Raw genomic sequence first — 15,661 nt, forward strand, 5'->3', positions numbered from 1 at the left:
AAAGTAAGCAAAATCGCCTGAACCGCGTTAACAGTTTCTAGAGAAAGCAATTATATTTTAAATGCTTAAAATTGGGTGGTACCACGAAGACTTCGTCCCTTTACCGGGGAGGAGTCTTTTTTTGCTTTCTCAAAAATAAAAAAACTAATGGGGGAAAACAGTTCATGAAAATGAAAGAAACATTGCTTTTAGGAAAAACAGCTTTTCCTATGAAAGCCAATTTACCGGTTCGTGAGTTAGAACGGGAAAAAGATTGGGAAGAAAATCGTGTCTATGACAAGAGACAAGAAAAAAATGCCGACAAACCGACCTTTGTCCTGCATGATGGCCCACCATACGCAAATGGTGCGGTTCATATGGGACACGCTCTTAATAAAGTAAGTAAAGATATCATCGTTCGCTCAAAATCGATGTCAGGATTCCGTTCTCCATATGTCCCCGGTTGGGATACACATGGTTTACCGATTGAACAAGCTTTAACAAATACAGGTGTTAACCGTAAAGAAATGAGCTTGGCAGAATTCCGTAAAATGTGTGAAGACTATGCTTGGCAACAAATTGACAGTCAACGTAGCGTATTTAAACGCTTGGGTGTTGCAGGGGATTGGGAAAATCCTTATGTCACATTGACTCCTGAATATGAAGAAGCTGAAATCCGGGTATTTGGGAAAATGGCTGAAAAAGGCTATATTTATAAAGGTTTGAAACCTATTTATTGGTCGCCATCAAGTGAATCTTCATTAGCAGAAGCAGAAATTGAATATAAAGATGTTAAATCTGCATCTATTTATGTTGCTTTCTCTGTCAAAGATGGCAAAGGATTGTTAGACACTGATACTTCATTTGTTATTTGGACCACAACTCCTTGGACGTTACCTTCTAACTTGGGTATTTCCGTTCATCCTGATTTTAAATATGTACAAGTAGAAGCAGACGATCAAAAGTTTGTCGTGGCACAAGGCTTACTAGAAACCGTTACAGCTGAAATAGGATGGGAAAATGTATCTGTCTTGAAAGAGTTACAAGGATCTGACCTAGAACGCATGACTGCACAACACCCATTCTATGACCGTGAATCATTGGTAATGATCGGAGATCACGTAACATTGGATGCTGGTACTGGTTTAGTCCATACTGCACCTGGACACGGGGAAGACGACTACATTATCGGTAGAAAATATGGTTTAGATGTCCTTTCACCAGTAGATGACCGTGGTTGTTTTACAAGCGAAGCACCAGGATTTGAAGGTATCTTCTACGATAAAGCGAATAAATTGATTACTGAATTATTGGAAGAAAAGGGTAAATTGTTGAAGTTGGACTTCTTCGTCCATAGCTACCCACATGACTGGCGTACGAAAAAACCAGTTATCTTCCGGGCGACACCACAATGGTTTGCATCCATTGACAAATTCCGCCAAGATATCCTGGATGAAATTGAAAACGTGGAATGGATTCACCCATCTGGTAAAGTCCGTTTGCATAACATGATTCGTGACCGTGGCGATTGGGTTATTTCCCGTCAACGTGTATGGGGAGTGCCATTACCAATTTTCTACGCAGAAAATAATGAACCAATCATCACCCCTGAAACAATTGATCACGTTGCTACTTTGATTGGAGAGCATGGCTCAAACATCTGGTTTGAACGCGAAGCAAAAGAATTATTGCCAGAAGGATTTACGCATGAAGGCAGCCCGAATGGTCACTTTACTAAAGAAACAGATATCATGGATGTTTGGTTCGACTCTGGTTCTTCACACGAGGCGGTGTTGCGTACACGTGAAGATTTGACGTTCCCAGCCGATATGTACTTGGAAGGTTCTGACCAATACCGTGGCTGGTTTAACTCAAGTTTAACGACAAGTGTAGCCATCAATGGTGTTGCACCGTACAAGAGCGTCTTGTCTCAAGGATTCGTTCTGGACGGTGAAGGTCGCAAGATGAGTAAATCTGTGGGGAACACGGTTCTTCCTGAAAAAGTCATCAAGAACATGGGTGCCGATATCATCCGTCTATGGGTGTCTTCTGTTGACTATGAATCTGATGTCCGTATTAGTGATGATATCTTGAAGCAAGTATCGGAGACTTATCGTAAAATCCGTAATACCATGCGATTCCTGGTAGCAAATACCGAAGATTTCAATCCAGCTGAGCACCGTGTCGCTTATGAAGACTTACGTTCAGTAGATAAATACGTTGTAATCCGTTTGAATGAAGTGATCGAAACATGTTTGACTGCTTATAAAGAATACAGATTCTCAACAATCTATCAAACAATCATGAACTTCTGTACATTGGAACTATCTGCATTCTACTTAAACTTCGCGAAAGATGTTGTTTATATCGAAAGTGAAAATGATAAAGTTCGTCGTTCAATGCAAACTGTTTTCTATGATGCACTTGCAGCCATTACACGCTTGTTGACGCCAATCGTTCCTCACACAACTGAAGAAATTTGGGAGTATTTGAAAGAGGAAGAAGAATATGCACAATTGGCTGATTTCCCTGAAGCATCATTTTCAGCTGACAAAGAAGAAGTTTTGACTGTTTGGGAGAAATTCATGGATGTCCGTGATGACATCTTGAAAGCATTGGAAGAAGCACGTAATGAAAAAACAATCGGTAAATCTTTTGAAGCACACTTGACGCTTCATGCAAATGAAGAAGTCTTTGAATTGCTTGAATTGATTGACAAAGACTCCGATTTAGCGCAACTCTTAATTGTTTCACAATTGGAAGTTCTTAAAGGAGAGCAAGAAGAAGCAATCCGTGTTGAAGTAAAACATGCAGAAGGCGAAACCTGTGAACGTTGTCGCGCCATCAAACCAGAAGTAGGTACAATCGAAGATGCACCTACATTATGTGAACGTTGTGCCAACATCGTACGCCAAGAATTCCCGGAAGCATTGGTTCCTGAAGTAGAATAAATTTTTACAAGAGTGCGTCCCGGATGGGATGTGCTCTTTTTCTTATTATAGTTTTTTCTTTGTTATCGGTGAAGGAAATGCCCTCCGGTCTGCGGGTTTGCTTGTGTACTGCCGTGGGACCGCCCGGAGCCTACAGTCTCCGGGCTTGCAAGCCTCAAAGGGACCGTAGACGCTGAAGCGTCAACGGTCCCTACTTTCGCATTGCATCCAGTACACGGCCACAAGCAACCACACCGTCCTTCGGGATTTCCGCGAAGAATACCTACCAACACCATAATTGTAAAGCCTGTTATTGTTGCTGTTAGTTTAATTCTTCAGAAGTATCCAACATAGAAAGTTAAAAAGCATCGATTGTTTGCTCAAAATTTTCCTATAGGGTGCTCAATAGGAAGCACTGAGTAAACCTACTCGTTCAAAAAGCTCACTGAAATAAAAAATCGACTATGAGTGAGCTTTTTTTCACAATAAAGTTCACTCAAAATAAATATTTCACCTGAGTGAGCTTTTTATTCAAAAAAAGCCTACTCATAAAATTGAGTGCGCTTCTCATACAAAAAAGATATTGACAAAGGAATGGCAATCCTCTAAAATGAGATAAAGTTAAGAATTGTTAAAAAAAAATTAGAAAAAAGGAGGAGTTGTCATGAAACAGTTTATAAAATCAACAATTAAATGTGAAGCGACAATTTCTTCTTTCTTCAGCTTATTATTGTAGCAGGGCTTGGACACTGGCATACCAGTCGTTTAGGCCCTGTTTAGCATTGATAAATAATGGGGCTGAAGCGAAAACATACGACCTTCCAAAGCACCCATTATTTATGGGTGCTTTTTTTGTGAAAAATATCTAATAGAAATTCACGAACTGGAGGAACGGAAAATGACAAAAAATCAATACATTCAATTTTTTGATACGACACTGCGGGACGGTGAACAGACACCGGGTGTAAATTTTAACACGAAAGAAAAAGTCCAAATCGCTTTGCAAATGGAAAAATGGGGCATCGATGTGATCGAGGCAGGGTTCCCGATTTCTTCCGAGGGAGATTTCGAAGCTGTCCAGGCGATTGCACAAGCTGTAAAAACGATGACAGTGGCCGGGTTGGCCCGGTGTAACGAAGAAGACATTGATACGTGCTATACAGCTTTAAAAGATGCGGTTGATCCGCAAATTCACATCTTCCTGGCCACGAGCCCTATTCATATGCGAGACAAATTGAAAATGAACCAAGAAGAAGTCTTGGATTCAATTGCTCACCACGTTGCATATGCAAAAAAGAAATTCGAAAAAGTGCAGTTCTCACCAGAAGATGCTACCCGCAGCGATTGGGATTTTCTCGTGAAGGTGATTAATGTCGCGATTGAAAATGGGGCAACCATCATCAATGTGCCGGATACGGTCGGCTACACGAATCCAACCGAATTCGGCAATTTGTTCAAGTTCCTGAAAGAAAATGTGTCTCGTTTCGATGATGTCATTTTCTCCTCACACTGTCATGATGATTTGGGAATGGCAACCGCGAATGCATTGGCGGCAATCGAAAACGGTGCGCTACGGATAGAAGGGACCATCAACGGAATCGGAGAACGAGCAGGTAACACAGCCTTGGAAGAGGTAGCTGTGGCGCTGCATATCCGTAAAGACCATTACCAAAAAGAATGTGGCATCATCCTGAACGAGACTAAACGGACGAGTGACTTGGTGAGTCGACTGTCAGGAATGCCCGTTCCACGCAATAAAGCGGTCATTGGTGGCAATGCCTATGCACACGAGTCGGGTATCCATCAAGATGGCGTATTGAAGAATCCTGAGACTTACGAAATCATCACCCCACAATTAGTTGGGGTCGCGCAAAACAGCTTGCCACTCGGTAAACTTTCAGGCCGCCACGCTTTTGTAGATCGAATTCAACAAATGGGTTATGACATTAACAACCCTGAGGAAATAAAAGTGCTGTTTTCCCGTTTCAAAGAATTGGCGGACAAAAAGAAAAATGTTACCGATGAGGATCTACATGCACTGATGGTCGGAAAAACCATAGAGGAAGAGTCTCAATATGAATTGACGCGTCTGCAACTACAATATGTGACAGACGGGGTGCAAGCGGCGATCGTTGACATTCGTGACAAAGAAAACCAACAAGTTCAGCTGCAGGATTCCGCGACGGGGGCAGGGAGTATTGAAGCCATTTACAATACAATCAACCGAATCCTGGAACAGGAAATCATCTTGAAAGAATACAATATAGAAGCAATCACAGGCGGGAAAGATGCTCAGGCTGAAGTCCATGTCGTGGTTGAAGATGAGGAAGGCAAACGTTACTACGGTACAGGCATTGACTACGATGTTTTAACAGCTTCTGCGAAAGCCTACATTCAAGCAAGTGGAAAAGCGAAAAACAAACAAGTGAATGAAAAAATCCTGACCTATTTATAAGGAGGCAAAAACATGAATTACACGATTGCGGCATTGCCCGGAGATGGCATTGGACCGGAAATTATGGCAAGTGGATTGACACTGTTGGAATCAATCGGTAAAAAATTTCAACATTCATTCAATGTGACAGTTTACCCATTCGGAGGGGCGGGTATTGACGAAACGGGTGACCCCATTCCCACGCAAACAATCAAGGGTTGCACCGGAGCAGATGCCATTCTCTTAGGGGCGATTGGCGGTCCGAAATGGGAACAGGAGGAAAAAACCCCTGAGGATGGACTATTACAATTGCGGAAAACCTTGGGCCTTTTTTCAAATATCCGTCCCATTGTCGTCAGTGACAGCATTGCCCATCTTTCTCCGTTGAAAACGGAAAGGGTGAAAGGAACGGACTTCATCGTTGTCAGGGAACTGACAGGTGGGTTGTATTTCGGACAACCGAAGCACTGGAATGATGATGAAGCCACGGACACCTTGTTTTATAAAAAGAGCGAAATCGAACGGATTGTCCGCCAGGCTTTCGAACTGGCGATGACGCGCAAGAAAAAAATGACATCCGTCGATAAAGCCAACGTGTTGGCCAGCAGTAAACTGTGGCGCAAGACGGTCAATGAGCTGGCAGCCTCGTACCCGGAAGTGACAGTGGACCATTTGTATGTGGATGCCGCTTCCATGAAACTGATTCAAAATCCGACCGCTTTCGATGTCATCGTGACGGAAAACATGTTCGGTGACATTTTGAGTGATGAAGCTTCTGTCATCACGGGTTCCTTGGGCATGCTGCCGTCAGGCAGTCATGCCATTTCGGGGCCATCGTTATACGAACCAATCCATGGCTCAGCACCGGATATTGCGGGAAAAAATATGGCCAATCCGATGTCGATGATTTTATCCGTCGCCATGATGCTCCGCCAAAGTTTCAATCTAAACGAGGAAGCGCAAGCACTCGAGGAAGCAGCGAAACAGGCGATGGATGCAGACTATTTGACCGCGGATTTGGGCGGCACGACGACGACCACCGCCTTCACCGAGCAAGTGAAAGCTATTTTAGAAAATTAAAGGAGGATTCACAGCATGAGTAAAACCCTTTTTGATAAAGTTTGGGACAGACATGTCATAGCCGGTATCGAAGGTGAACCACAATTACTTTATGTGGATTTGCACCTGATTCATGAAGTGACCTCTCCGCAAGGGTTCGACGGTTTACGGGAAGCGAATCGGAAAGTTAGACGACCTGACAAAACAATCGCAACCGTTGACCACAATTTACCAACGGAAGATATCTTCAATATCAAGGATTTAATATCAAAAAATCAGATTGAGACCTTGCAGAAAAATTGTAAGGAATTCACCATCCCGTTGATGGACATCGGGACTGCCAATCAAGGCATTGTCCATATGGTCGGACCCGAACTAGGCGCAACCCAGCCGGGAAAAGTTGTGGTCTGTGGGGATTCGCATACGGCTACGCACGGTGCTTTTGGGGCTTTGGCCTTCGGGATTGGCAGTTCTGAGGTGGAGCATGTTTTTGCGACCCAAACCATTTGGCAAAAGAAACCAATGTCGCTTGGAGTCGAAATTACTGGCAAATTAGCTTCTGGCGTCTACGCGAAAGATATTATCTTGCATTTGATTGCGACCTACGGAACGGCTTTTGGGAGTGGATATGCGATTGAGTTTTTCGGTGAAACGGTTGAAGGCTTGTCGATGGAAGAAAGAATGACCATCTGTAACATGTCCATCGAATTCGGGGCCAAAATCGGGATGATGGCGCCCGATCAAACCACTTATGATTATCTGCGGGGTCGCCAGTATGCGCCCGAAAACATCGCGCTAGCCATAACGGATTGGGAAACCTTGAAGAGTGATCCAGAAGCTACCTATGATACGCTTATTTCCCTTGATGTTTCCGATTTGGGACCTTATGTGACCTGGGGGACAAATCCGGGCATGGGTGTGCCTTTCGGCGAACAGTTTCCTCCCGCCATGGATCAAAATGACGAACGCGCTTATCATTATATGAATCTCAAGCCAGGTCAAACAGCGGAAGATATTCCCTTGGGGTATGTCTTTATCGGATCCTGTACGAATTCACGACTCTCCGATTTAATGGAAGCAGCGAAATACATCCAAGGAGGAAAAGTTCTGGATCATATTCGGGCCTTGGTAGTCCCAGGTAGCCGTAGCGTGCGTGATGCCGCACAAGAACTAGGGTTAGACGAAATATTCATCGCAGCCGGATTTGAATGGCGCGAACCAGGCTGTTCAGCATGTCTGGGCATGAATCCTGATAAAGTACCAGCCGGCGTTCACTGTGCCTCGACTTCCAACCGAAACTTTGAAGGACGTCAGGGAAAAGGGGCGCGGACGCATTTGGTCAGCCCAGCCATGGCGGCAGCGGCAGCAATAAACGGAAAATTTGTGGACATCAGAAAGGTAGGGGTGGCGCATGGAGCCAATTAAAGTACACAACGGGAAAACCGTCGCGCTTATGAATGACAATATCGATACTGATCAAATCATTCCCAAAGTATTTTTGAAGCGTATCGAAAAAACGGGCTTTGGCGCATTTGTTTTTGATGAGTGGCGTTTCTTGAAGAATGGCAAACCCAATCCCGAATTCCCCTTGAATGATGGGGACAGGCAGGAAGCAACCATCCTGATTACGGGTGATAATTTCGGATGCGGATCGTCCCGTGAGCATGCGGCTTGGGCACTGAAGGATTACCGATTCCGGGTAATCATAGCAGGAAGTTACAGTGATATCTTCTATATGAACGCATTGAAAAATGGGTTATTGCCGATTGAGCTGGCGCAAGATGTACGTGACGTTCTGGCACAATTGCCTGGGGATGCCGTCATCCAAGTTGATTTACCGAACCAAGTGGTCAAGACCGACAGCAATGAATTCCCATTCAAAATCGATCCGACCTGGAAACATAAATTGATTAATGGTATTGATGACATCACGGAAACCATGACTTATCAAGAAGCAATTTCTGCTTATGAAGCGCAGTGGGATTTAGTATACAGCTAATTGACATTCCACCTTTTAATGGGTATATTATTAAATATATATGAAACTTTGATGAGAAGAGTAGCTGATGAGCAAAAATAAAGAGAGCCCGGATGGTGAGAAAGGGTATTGCGCAAATTGGTGAAGATGAACTCTGAGTTTTCGGATGGTTCACGCTATCCGGACGGCCGCAACCGATAGATTGCTAGGCATCAACAGGTGCTGATGAGACATTTTCCCGTAAGGGCAATGTGAAAAAGGGTGGTAACACGAAGTATTCGTCCCTTTACTTATTGATTAATCAATAGGTAGAGGGGTGGATGCTTCTTTTTTTATAAAAAATAGGATGTGAAAAAAATGCCGATAAAAGTAATTGAAGGATTGCCGGTTCAAAAGCAGTTGCAGCTGGAAGGAGTCTATACCATTGAAGCGTCCCGGGCTATCAGCCAAGATATCAGACCGCTAAAGGTTTTAATACTCAATCTCATGCCGATAAAGGAAACAACTGAATTACAACTGTTGCGCTTGTTGGGGAATACACCGCTTCAAATCGATGTGGATTTTCTGCACACTTCTTCGCACACGAGTGAGAATACACCGACTAGTCATTTACAGAAATATTATAAAACTTTTTCAGAAATACAGAATGATTTTTATGATGACTTAATCATTACGGGCGCACCCGTTGAACAATTGAAATTTACTGAAGTTGATTATCTGGCTGAACTGATTGAAGTGATGAAGTGGGCCCGCAACCATGTTTATTCACGTTTGTATATTTGTTGGGGGGCACAATTCGCCCTCAACTTTTTATATGGTATAGAAAAGGAAACGTTGGGAGAAAAACTATTCGGGATTTTTCCCTATCAAACGCTTTTACCAGAACACCCATTTTTACGCGGATTCGATGAAACGTATAACGTGCCGCAATCCCGACATACCAAAATTTTAACTGACGGAATTTCCGAACAAGCGGACTTACAAATCTTGACCGCCAATGAAACCTTTGGACCTGATATTCTCTGTTCGCGTGATCAAAGAGATCTGTTTGTTTTGGGGCATTTAGAATACGACCGGGATACATTGAAAAAAGAGTACGACCGTGATATCAGTCGGGGTTTATTAATCAAAATTCCAGAAAATTATTACCCGGATAATGATCCGGAGCGAACGCCACAAAATAATTGGAAGAGCCACGGGTACTTGCTCTATCAGAACTGGTTGAATGAAACGTATCAGAATACATTCTATGATTTGCGCGAACTACTACATTCAAAGGAGCAATGAACATGACACATTTACACACTTATTTAGCCCAACTAGGAAATCGATGGGACAAAGAAACAGGGGCGATTAGTTTACCCATTCATTTATCAACGACATATGCTCATCCAGGGTTAGGGGCAAGCACCGGGTTTGATTATACACGCACGAAAAACCCAACACGCTCTGTTCTGGAAGAAGGATTGGCAACTTTGGAAGGAGGAACTCATGCCATTGCAACCAGCTCAGGGATGAGTGCCATCCAACTTGTTTTTCAGCTGTTTGAAAGTGGCAGCCATTTTTTAGTTTCACGTGATTTATACGGAGGTTCATTCCGTTATTTCCAAGAACTGGAACGCCAGCAATTGGCTTATTTCCACTATTTCGAAACTGAAGAAGATTTAGCAGAAAAATTAACGGATCAAATAACAGCTGTTTATATCGAAACACCAACCAATCCATTGATGCAGGAAGTATCCATCGAAAAGATAGCCACGTGGGCCAAAGAAGTTGGAGCTGTGATGGTTGTGGATAACACGCTTTTAACCCCAATCATTCAAAGACCGCTGGAACTGGGAGCTGATATCGTCGTCCATTCCGGCACCAAATATCTAGCGGGCCACAATGATATTTTAGCCGGTGTCGTTGTCACCAATAATCCAGAATTTGGCGAACGCTTGGCCTGGATAGCCAATACAACAGGTCCCACTTTATCCCCTTTTGACTGTTGGCTCTTCATCCGAAGTTTAAAAACTTTGCCACTGCGTATTAAAAGGCAAGAAGAAACAACTAAAGAAATTGTGGCAGCTTTAGAAAGACATCCCCAGGTCAAAGAAGTTCTTTATCCGGGAAAAGGGGCGATGCTGAGTATTCGGTTGGCAGACGAGCAGAAAGTGGGGCCTTTTCTTGAAGCCCTTACGCTTTTCACCTATGCGGAAAGCTTGGGCGGTGTTGAAAGCTTGATTACCTATCCAACTACTCAGACCCATGCAGACATTCCACAAGAATTACGTGAATCTTATGGCCTGACACCAGAACTATTGCGTTTATCGATTGGACTGGAGGATGCTCAGGACTTAATTATGGACTTGAAAAACGCGCTGGGAGGTCACAATGGATAAACAGACATTTATTGAAAAATACTACACAGATCGTTTCAATACCCGCTCATTAAAATGGGATTTAGTCGGAAAACGATTCAAGGATGAAAATCTGTTGCCGTTATGGGTAGCGGACATGGACTTTAAGGTCAGCGATGCGATTACGCAAACGCTCCAGGAAAGAGTGGAACACGGTATTTACGGCTACAGTTTCACCGATGAAGCTTATTTCGATACGTTTAACAATTGGATGACCGACCATTTTAACTTTAGTTTAGAAAAAGATTGGATCCGTTACACAACTGGAATTGTCCAAGCTTTGAATCATTTTATTCATGCTTTCACGAAAGCAGACGATGCAATTTTGATTTTAACTCCGGTTTATTATCCGTTTCATGATGCTGTGACGGATACGGGGAGAAAATTGGTCACATTGGGATTAGAAAATGAAGCTTGCCAATTCGATATCGATTTCGAAGCATTTGAAGAAGCAATCATTACTGACCAAGTGAAAATGTATATTCATTGTTCCCCCCATAATCCAGCAGGGCGGGTTTGGCTTGAAGAAGAACAACAGCGTCTGTTTGAAATCTGTGAAAAATATGATGTCTTAATTATTTCTGACGAAATACATCAAGATTTCACTTTTGGCGGAGCTAAACATATCCCGAGTGCAATGGTTGCAAATGGTCGCTTCCGCAATCGAATCGTGACCGCAAATGCTGCTTCTAAGTCATTTAATCTGGCAGCCTTAACACATGCGCATATTATTATTCCCGATGAGAACCTGCGGAAAATATATGACGATTATGCAAATACCGTCATTAAGACAGAGTTGAATATTATGGGGGTACTGGCTACAGAAGCTGCTTATAAAGGTGGCCAAGCGTGGTTAGATACAGTAAAGTCCATAATTGAAGAGAACTATGACTGTGCTTTAAATAAACTGAAAAAGGAATTGCCTGAAGTGACTGTAGCACCTTTACAAGGGACTTATTTAATGTTCATGGATTTGAACCCGATTTTGAAAGGGATGTCTTCAAGAGAGTTCATGCAAAAGAAATGCGGTGTTGCGATTGATTATGGGGAATGGTTCGGATCACAGTACGAGGGGTATATCCGCATCAATTTAGCAACCAAATTCGAACTGGTTAACCAGGCTATTGCGTCTATTATTCGTGAGGCAAAGTTGTTGAAAAATTAAAATAATGATTTAAAATAGATGTTTTGAAAACGTTTGTAAAATAGGGCTTGCATTTATTTATCATTTTCTTTATAATTAAATTAGTAATTTGTAATTATAAAGTTAAGTTATTTTTTGAATTATCGTTATAAAACAAGAATAAATTTGAATTTATATGAACGGATTACCAGAAAACAAATTTTTTGGAGGTATTACATAATATGGAACAAGGTAAAGTAAAATGGTTTAACAGCGAAAAAGGATTCGGATTCATCGAAGTAGAAGGCGGAGAAGACGTATTCGTACATTTCTCAGCAATCCAAGGTGACGGATTCAAGTCTCTAGAAGAAGGTCAAGAAGTTGAATTCGACATTGTCGATGGAAACCGTGGACCTCAAGCAGCTAACGTAATCAAACTATAATAGCAAGTTAAAACTATATAGTTAAACAGGCCGGGATTTCTCCCGGCCTGTTTTTTTTATAATAATAGGCCGGGAGAAATCCCGGCCTTAGTACTGCTTAATAATTTCTTCCTCAACGTGACCGTGTGTTCCGTAACACTAACGATACAATAAAGATTAAAACGACTGCCCCAACTAAAGCTGGTACAATGTAGAAACCACCAATTTCAGGACCCCATTCTCCTAGTAGAGAAGTACCTAACCAAGAGCCCAAGAATCCAGCGATGATGTTACCAATGATACCGCCAGGGACGTCTTTACCCATGATTGCGCCTGCGATTGCACCTAGAACACCACCGACAATTAGAGACCAAATTAATCCCATCTTTTATTCCTCCTTAAAAAGAATGATTTGTATAGCTCTAACTCTTGCTATGGTTTTATTATAATAGATATATTCATTGAAACAAAACAATAACCCCTATCCATATCTGGATAGGGGTCAATATTAGTCGTATAGTTTTGATTCTTCTTTTTGCAATTCGAGTAGGTGGACGCGCAATTCGCCTTCCATAGCTGATAATTCGCGTTCGGCTTCTTGACGTTTAGAACGGCCTTCTTTTTGAATCTTGATGGTTTCTTGAAGGGTTTCAACCAAATCTTGCTGTGTTTTTTCCAACGTTTCGATATCAATCACGCCCCGTTCATTTTCCTTGGCGGTCTCAATAGCAGAAATTTTCAACATTTCTGAATTTTTCAGCATCAGATCGTTGGTTGTTTGAGAAACTTGTCGTTGAGCCGTAACAGCATCTTTTTGACGGAGTAGGGTCATGGCGATGGCGACTTGGTTCTTCCATAAAGGAATGGCGGTGTGAATGGATGCCTGGATTTTTTCAGCTAGCGCTTGGTTTGTATTTTGAATCAAACGAATTTGAGGTGCTTGCTGGATTGTCATTTGACGTGTCAGACGTAAGTCGTGCGTCCGTTTTTCCAAACGATCCATAAATTGATTCAAATCATTAACCGATTGCACATCCATCTGACTCTGTGTTCTCTCAGCAATCGCAATCGCTTCAGGAATCTTTATTGTTTTAAGCTCGTCCAGCTTCACTTCGCCCGCTGCAATATAGATGTTCAAGGCGTTGAAATAATCTTCATTCTTTTTGTAAAGTTGTTCCAACATGATATTGTCGTTCAACAAACCATTTTTCTCGCGGTCTAACTTGATGGCGATTTTATCGATTTGGGCCCCAATTTGTTGGTATTTAGCTGTCATTTCATAGACGCTCTGTTTAACTTTTCCAAACATTTTTCTGAAGATGTTATTATCCTCAGCCCGAAGATCAGAAGGGCTGGTTTCATTTAATTTGAACATCAATTCATTCAGGGAATCACCGATTTCACCTGTGTCCTGATTTTGGACATGATCCAGCATAGAATTGGAAAAGTCACCCAGTTGTTTTTGAGCGGCTGCTCCATAGCTAATGATGGCAGACATGTTATTTTCATCGATTTGTGATGCCAAAGCTCGCGCTTGTTCCTGGCGTTCTGCAGGCAAACGTGAAATCAATTGGTTATTTTGAATCTCCTCCGCCAACTCCCCTTTATCAGGTTGGGTTGTGGCAGCATTGGCAAATGGATCGGCAAACGGGTTTGCCAGTAGGTCATCCAGTTCTTTATTTACGTCGGTTTTTTTTTCGTTATCCAATTAAATACCCCCTATATCTCTGTGTCCGAAGGTTCTGTAACGGTTTTCTTATTATCATTATCACCCGATACACCCTGTTTCGCAAGTTCAATCTCGATTTCCATATTATCGATGTCATTCTCCATGAAATCTGTATAAGATTGCTGGATTTTTTGGCAGAGGGCATCTATGACTTTTGCACTGCTGTCCAGAGATTGATATGTTTCTTTTGTTTTGGTCACATGACTGTCAACTTCTACGTAATTATCCGTCAACTCTTTCAAGTTTGGTAATTGTGTATAAAGGAAGTTGTTCACGTCGTGTAAGCGTTGTGGTTGTTCCACAATATGTTTAAAGAAATCTTTCAGGATAGGCAACGTGTAGTTACGGTTCGTGATGGCTGTAAGTTTTGTACGGCTCTTAACATTTTCCTCAATATCATGGATGTTGTTACGTGCTGCATGCATCGTATTCCGGAATAGATTCATTTCATCCTTCGTAAGACCTTGTTCCCGGTAGAATGCTTCTTTATCGCTGCTTACACGATTCAGGACCATATTTCCTTTTTGTCTTTTTCGATTTTTTTGATAGTAAATAATCGCCCCTAGTACCATTGTTAAAATAAGGGAAGTAACTAAATCGTAGCCTAACAAGAAATACATCAGTATTAACGCAATCAAGCAAATGGCGTTGGTAAAGGTGAATTTCAGTACTTCTATTATGTTCTTCAGCATTATATTTCCTCCTCATGAATTTACGATTTCATTTGTCTCTATTTTAGCATAATAGAAGAGGCGGCACCTATCGGTCAAAAGGATGATTTTTGTTAACGTGGTTGTAATCTGTTAAATAAATGGTGTATCATGATTGAAGAAGAATCAGGATAGGGGCTAATGAAATGGAATTTGAAGAAAAAACGCTGACTAAAGAAGTTATATTCGATGGTGTTCTGGTTCATTTGGAACGGCAAGATGTGGAATTGCCAAATGGTTCCACTTCCGTACGAGAAATTATCCGGCATCCTGGCGCCGTGGCAATGATTCCTTTTACGAACGAAGGGAAAATGGTATTGGTGCGCCAATTCAGAAAGCCGTTGGACCGAACCGTTGTGGAGATTCCCGCTGGGAAATTGGAAGTTTCGGACACAGATCCCTTGGAAGCTGCCAAACGTGAGTTGGAAGAAGAAACGCATTACCATGCTGAAAAATGGGAGGCGCTCGTAACGATGTACCCAACACCGGCTTATCTGGACGAAAAATTCACTATTTATCTGGCAGAGGATTTATCGATTGTGGAGAATCCACGTCCATTGGATGAAGATGAATTTGTTGAGGTACTGGAATGCACTTATGAAGAAGCTTTGGCACTTCAAGCAAGCGGCGAAATTTGCGATTCCAAAACATTATATGCGTTGTTGTATTGGCAACTACGCTTAAAGGAAATGGGTTAACATGACTGAAAAGAAACCAATTATTACTAGAAAAACGTATCAAAGTGCTAAAGATGAATTAGATAAAGAAGTAGGAGCGGGCAAGCGTAGTTTTGAAAAAGAACAGGGTCGCAAGCTGGATACTTTTTATAACTGGGCCATTATTATCGTAGCAATAGCGATTGTTCTGGTATTTGTTTTAGCATTTGTTATTTAAT

The 15,661-nt window shown here is 42.1% G+C and carries 14 protein-coding genes and 1 other annotated feature (1 of these 15 cut by a window edge); of the genes, 11 read left to right on the top strand and 3 right to left on the bottom strand.

What is annotated here, in order from left to right; genetic code table 11:
* Nucleotides 1–103, top strand: a binding site (T-box leader); it begins 115 nt to the left of the window's first position.
* A gap of 61 nt (nt 104–164) precedes the next feature.
* The 9 genes from ileS (at nt 165) to cspD (ending at nt 12,348) form a co-directional block, all read left to right on the top strand.
* Nucleotides 165–2,930 carry an isoleucine--tRNA ligase gene (gene ileS, locus ACTU7M_RS07170; protein WP_443473699.1) on the top strand — a complete coding sequence of 922 codons (2,766 nt, stop codon included), beginning with the start codon at nt 165–167 and terminating at the stop codon, nt 2,928–2,930.
* A gap of 877 nt (nt 2,931–3,807) precedes the next feature.
* Nucleotides 3,808–5,364, top strand: coding sequence for a 2-isopropylmalate synthase (locus ACTU7M_RS07175; RefSeq protein ID WP_443473700.1), 1,557 nt, complete (start codon nt 3,808–3,810; stop codon nt 5,362–5,364).
* A 12-nt stretch (nt 5,365–5,376) separates the two neighbouring features.
* A complete protein-coding gene (gene leuB / locus ACTU7M_RS07180) occupies nt 5,377–6,423 on the top strand; it encodes a 3-isopropylmalate dehydrogenase (RefSeq protein WP_443473701.1) in 1,047 nt (348 codons plus the stop codon).
* A 15-nt stretch (nt 6,424–6,438) separates the two neighbouring features.
* Entirely contained in the window at nt 6,439–7,827 is a 1,389-nt protein-coding gene (gene leuC / locus ACTU7M_RS07185; RefSeq protein WP_443473702.1) for a 3-isopropylmalate dehydratase large subunit, read from the top strand.
* Nucleotides 7,814–8,401 (top strand): 3-isopropylmalate dehydratase small subunit, encoded by a 588-nt coding sequence (gene leuD / locus ACTU7M_RS07190; protein WP_443473703.1) that lies wholly within the window; start codon nt 7,814–7,816, stop codon nt 8,399–8,401. The genes leuC and leuD overlap by 14 nt, the downstream gene beginning before the upstream one ends.
* 336 nt (nt 8,402–8,737) lie before the next feature.
* Complete coding sequence (locus tag ACTU7M_RS07195; protein ID WP_443473704.1) at nt 8,738–9,667, top strand: homoserine O-succinyltransferase; 930 nt, start codon at nt 8,738–8,740, stop codon at nt 9,665–9,667.
* Between the two features lie 2 nt (nt 9,668–9,669).
* Entirely contained in the window at nt 9,670–10,764 is a 1,095-nt protein-coding gene (locus ACTU7M_RS07200) for a PLP-dependent transferase (RefSeq protein WP_443473705.1), read from the top strand.
* A complete protein-coding gene (locus ACTU7M_RS07205; RefSeq protein WP_443473706.1) occupies nt 10,757–11,947 on the top strand; it encodes a MalY/PatB family protein in 1,191 nt (396 codons plus the stop codon). Before ACTU7M_RS07200 ends, ACTU7M_RS07205 begins: the two co-directional genes overlap by 8 nt.
* Before the next feature lie 200 nt (nt 11,948–12,147).
* Entirely contained in the window at nt 12,148–12,348 is a 201-nt protein-coding gene (cspD, locus tag ACTU7M_RS07210) for a cold-shock protein CspD (RefSeq protein WP_443473707.1), read from the top strand.
* A 112-nt stretch (nt 12,349–12,460) separates the two neighbouring features.
* On the opposite strand, the gene ACTU7M_RS07215 is transcribed toward cspD, so the two are convergent.
* The 3 genes from ACTU7M_RS07215 to ACTU7M_RS07225 form a co-directional block, all read right to left on the bottom strand.
* On the bottom strand, nt 12,461–12,712 hold the full coding sequence (locus ACTU7M_RS07215) for a GlsB/YeaQ/YmgE family stress response membrane protein (protein WP_443473708.1): 252 nt from the start codon (nt 12,710–12,712) through the stop codon (nt 12,461–12,463).
* Between the two features lie 123 nt (nt 12,713–12,835).
* Nucleotides 12,836–14,035, bottom strand: a complete 1,200-nt coding sequence (locus tag ACTU7M_RS07220) for a toxic anion resistance protein (protein WP_443473709.1) — start codon at nt 14,033–14,035, stop codon at nt 12,836–12,838.
* 11 nt (nt 14,036–14,046) lie between these two features.
* A complete protein-coding gene (locus ACTU7M_RS07225) occupies nt 14,047–14,748 on the bottom strand; it encodes a 5-bromo-4-chloroindolyl phosphate hydrolysis family protein (protein ID WP_443473710.1) in 702 nt (233 codons plus the stop codon).
* A 164-nt stretch (nt 14,749–14,912) separates the two neighbouring features.
* On the opposite strand from ACTU7M_RS07225, the gene ACTU7M_RS07230 reads away from it, so the two are divergent.
* Together ACTU7M_RS07230 and ACTU7M_RS07235 are read left to right on the top strand one after the other, a co-directional pair.
* A complete protein-coding gene (locus tag ACTU7M_RS07230) occupies nt 14,913–15,464 on the top strand; it encodes an NUDIX domain-containing protein (protein ID WP_443473711.1) in 552 nt (183 codons plus the stop codon).
* Between the two features lies 1 nt (nt 15,465).
* Nucleotides 15,466–15,660: a hypothetical protein gene (locus ACTU7M_RS07235; protein ID WP_443473712.1), complete on the top strand. Its 195-nt coding sequence runs from the start codon at nt 15,466–15,468 to the stop codon at nt 15,658–15,660.
* Nucleotide 15,661 lies beyond the last annotated feature (1 nt).

Origin of the sequence: Jeotgalibaca sp. A122, assembly GCF_052266715.1 — a bacterium.
Lineage (GTDB): Bacteria > Bacillota > Bacilli > Lactobacillales > Aerococcaceae > Jeotgalibaca.

Bases quoted from the DNA above. Each gene is read 5' to 3' on its own strand.
- ileS (WP_443473699.1), top strand. From the start codon at position 165: ATGAAAATGAAAGAAACATTGCTTTTAGGAAAAACAGCTTTTCCTATG.
- ACTU7M_RS07175 (WP_443473700.1), top strand. From the start codon at position 3,808: ATGACAAAAAATCAATACATTCAATTTTTTGATACGACACTGCGGGAC.
- leuB (WP_443473701.1), top strand. From the start codon at position 5,377: ATGAATTACACGATTGCGGCATTGCCCGGAGATGGCATTGGACCGGAA.
- leuC (WP_443473702.1), top strand. From the start codon at position 6,439: ATGAGTAAAACCCTTTTTGATAAAGTTTGGGACAGACATGTCATAGCC.
- leuD (WP_443473703.1), top strand. From the start codon at position 7,814: ATGGAGCCAATTAAAGTACACAACGGGAAAACCGTCGCGCTTATGAAT.
- ACTU7M_RS07195 (WP_443473704.1), top strand. From the start codon at position 8,738: ATGCCGATAAAAGTAATTGAAGGATTGCCGGTTCAAAAGCAGTTGCAG.
- ACTU7M_RS07200 (WP_443473705.1), top strand. From the start codon at position 9,670: ATGACACATTTACACACTTATTTAGCCCAACTAGGAAATCGATGGGAC.
- ACTU7M_RS07205 (WP_443473706.1), top strand. From the start codon at position 10,757: ATGGATAAACAGACATTTATTGAAAAATACTACACAGATCGTTTCAAT.
- cspD (WP_443473707.1), top strand. From the start codon at position 12,148: ATGGAACAAGGTAAAGTAAAATGGTTTAACAGCGAAAAAGGATTCGGA.
- ACTU7M_RS07215 (WP_443473708.1), bottom strand. From the start codon at position 12,712: ATGGGATTAATTTGGTCTCTAATTGTCGGTGGTGTTCTAGGTGCAATC.
- ACTU7M_RS07225 (WP_443473710.1), bottom strand. From the start codon at position 14,748: ATGCTGAAGAACATAATAGAAGTACTGAAATTCACCTTTACCAACGCC.
- ACTU7M_RS07230 (WP_443473711.1), top strand. From the start codon at position 14,913: ATGGAATTTGAAGAAAAAACGCTGACTAAAGAAGTTATATTCGATGGT.
- ACTU7M_RS07235 (WP_443473712.1), top strand. From the start codon at position 15,466: ATGACTGAAAAGAAACCAATTATTACTAGAAAAACGTATCAAAGTGCT.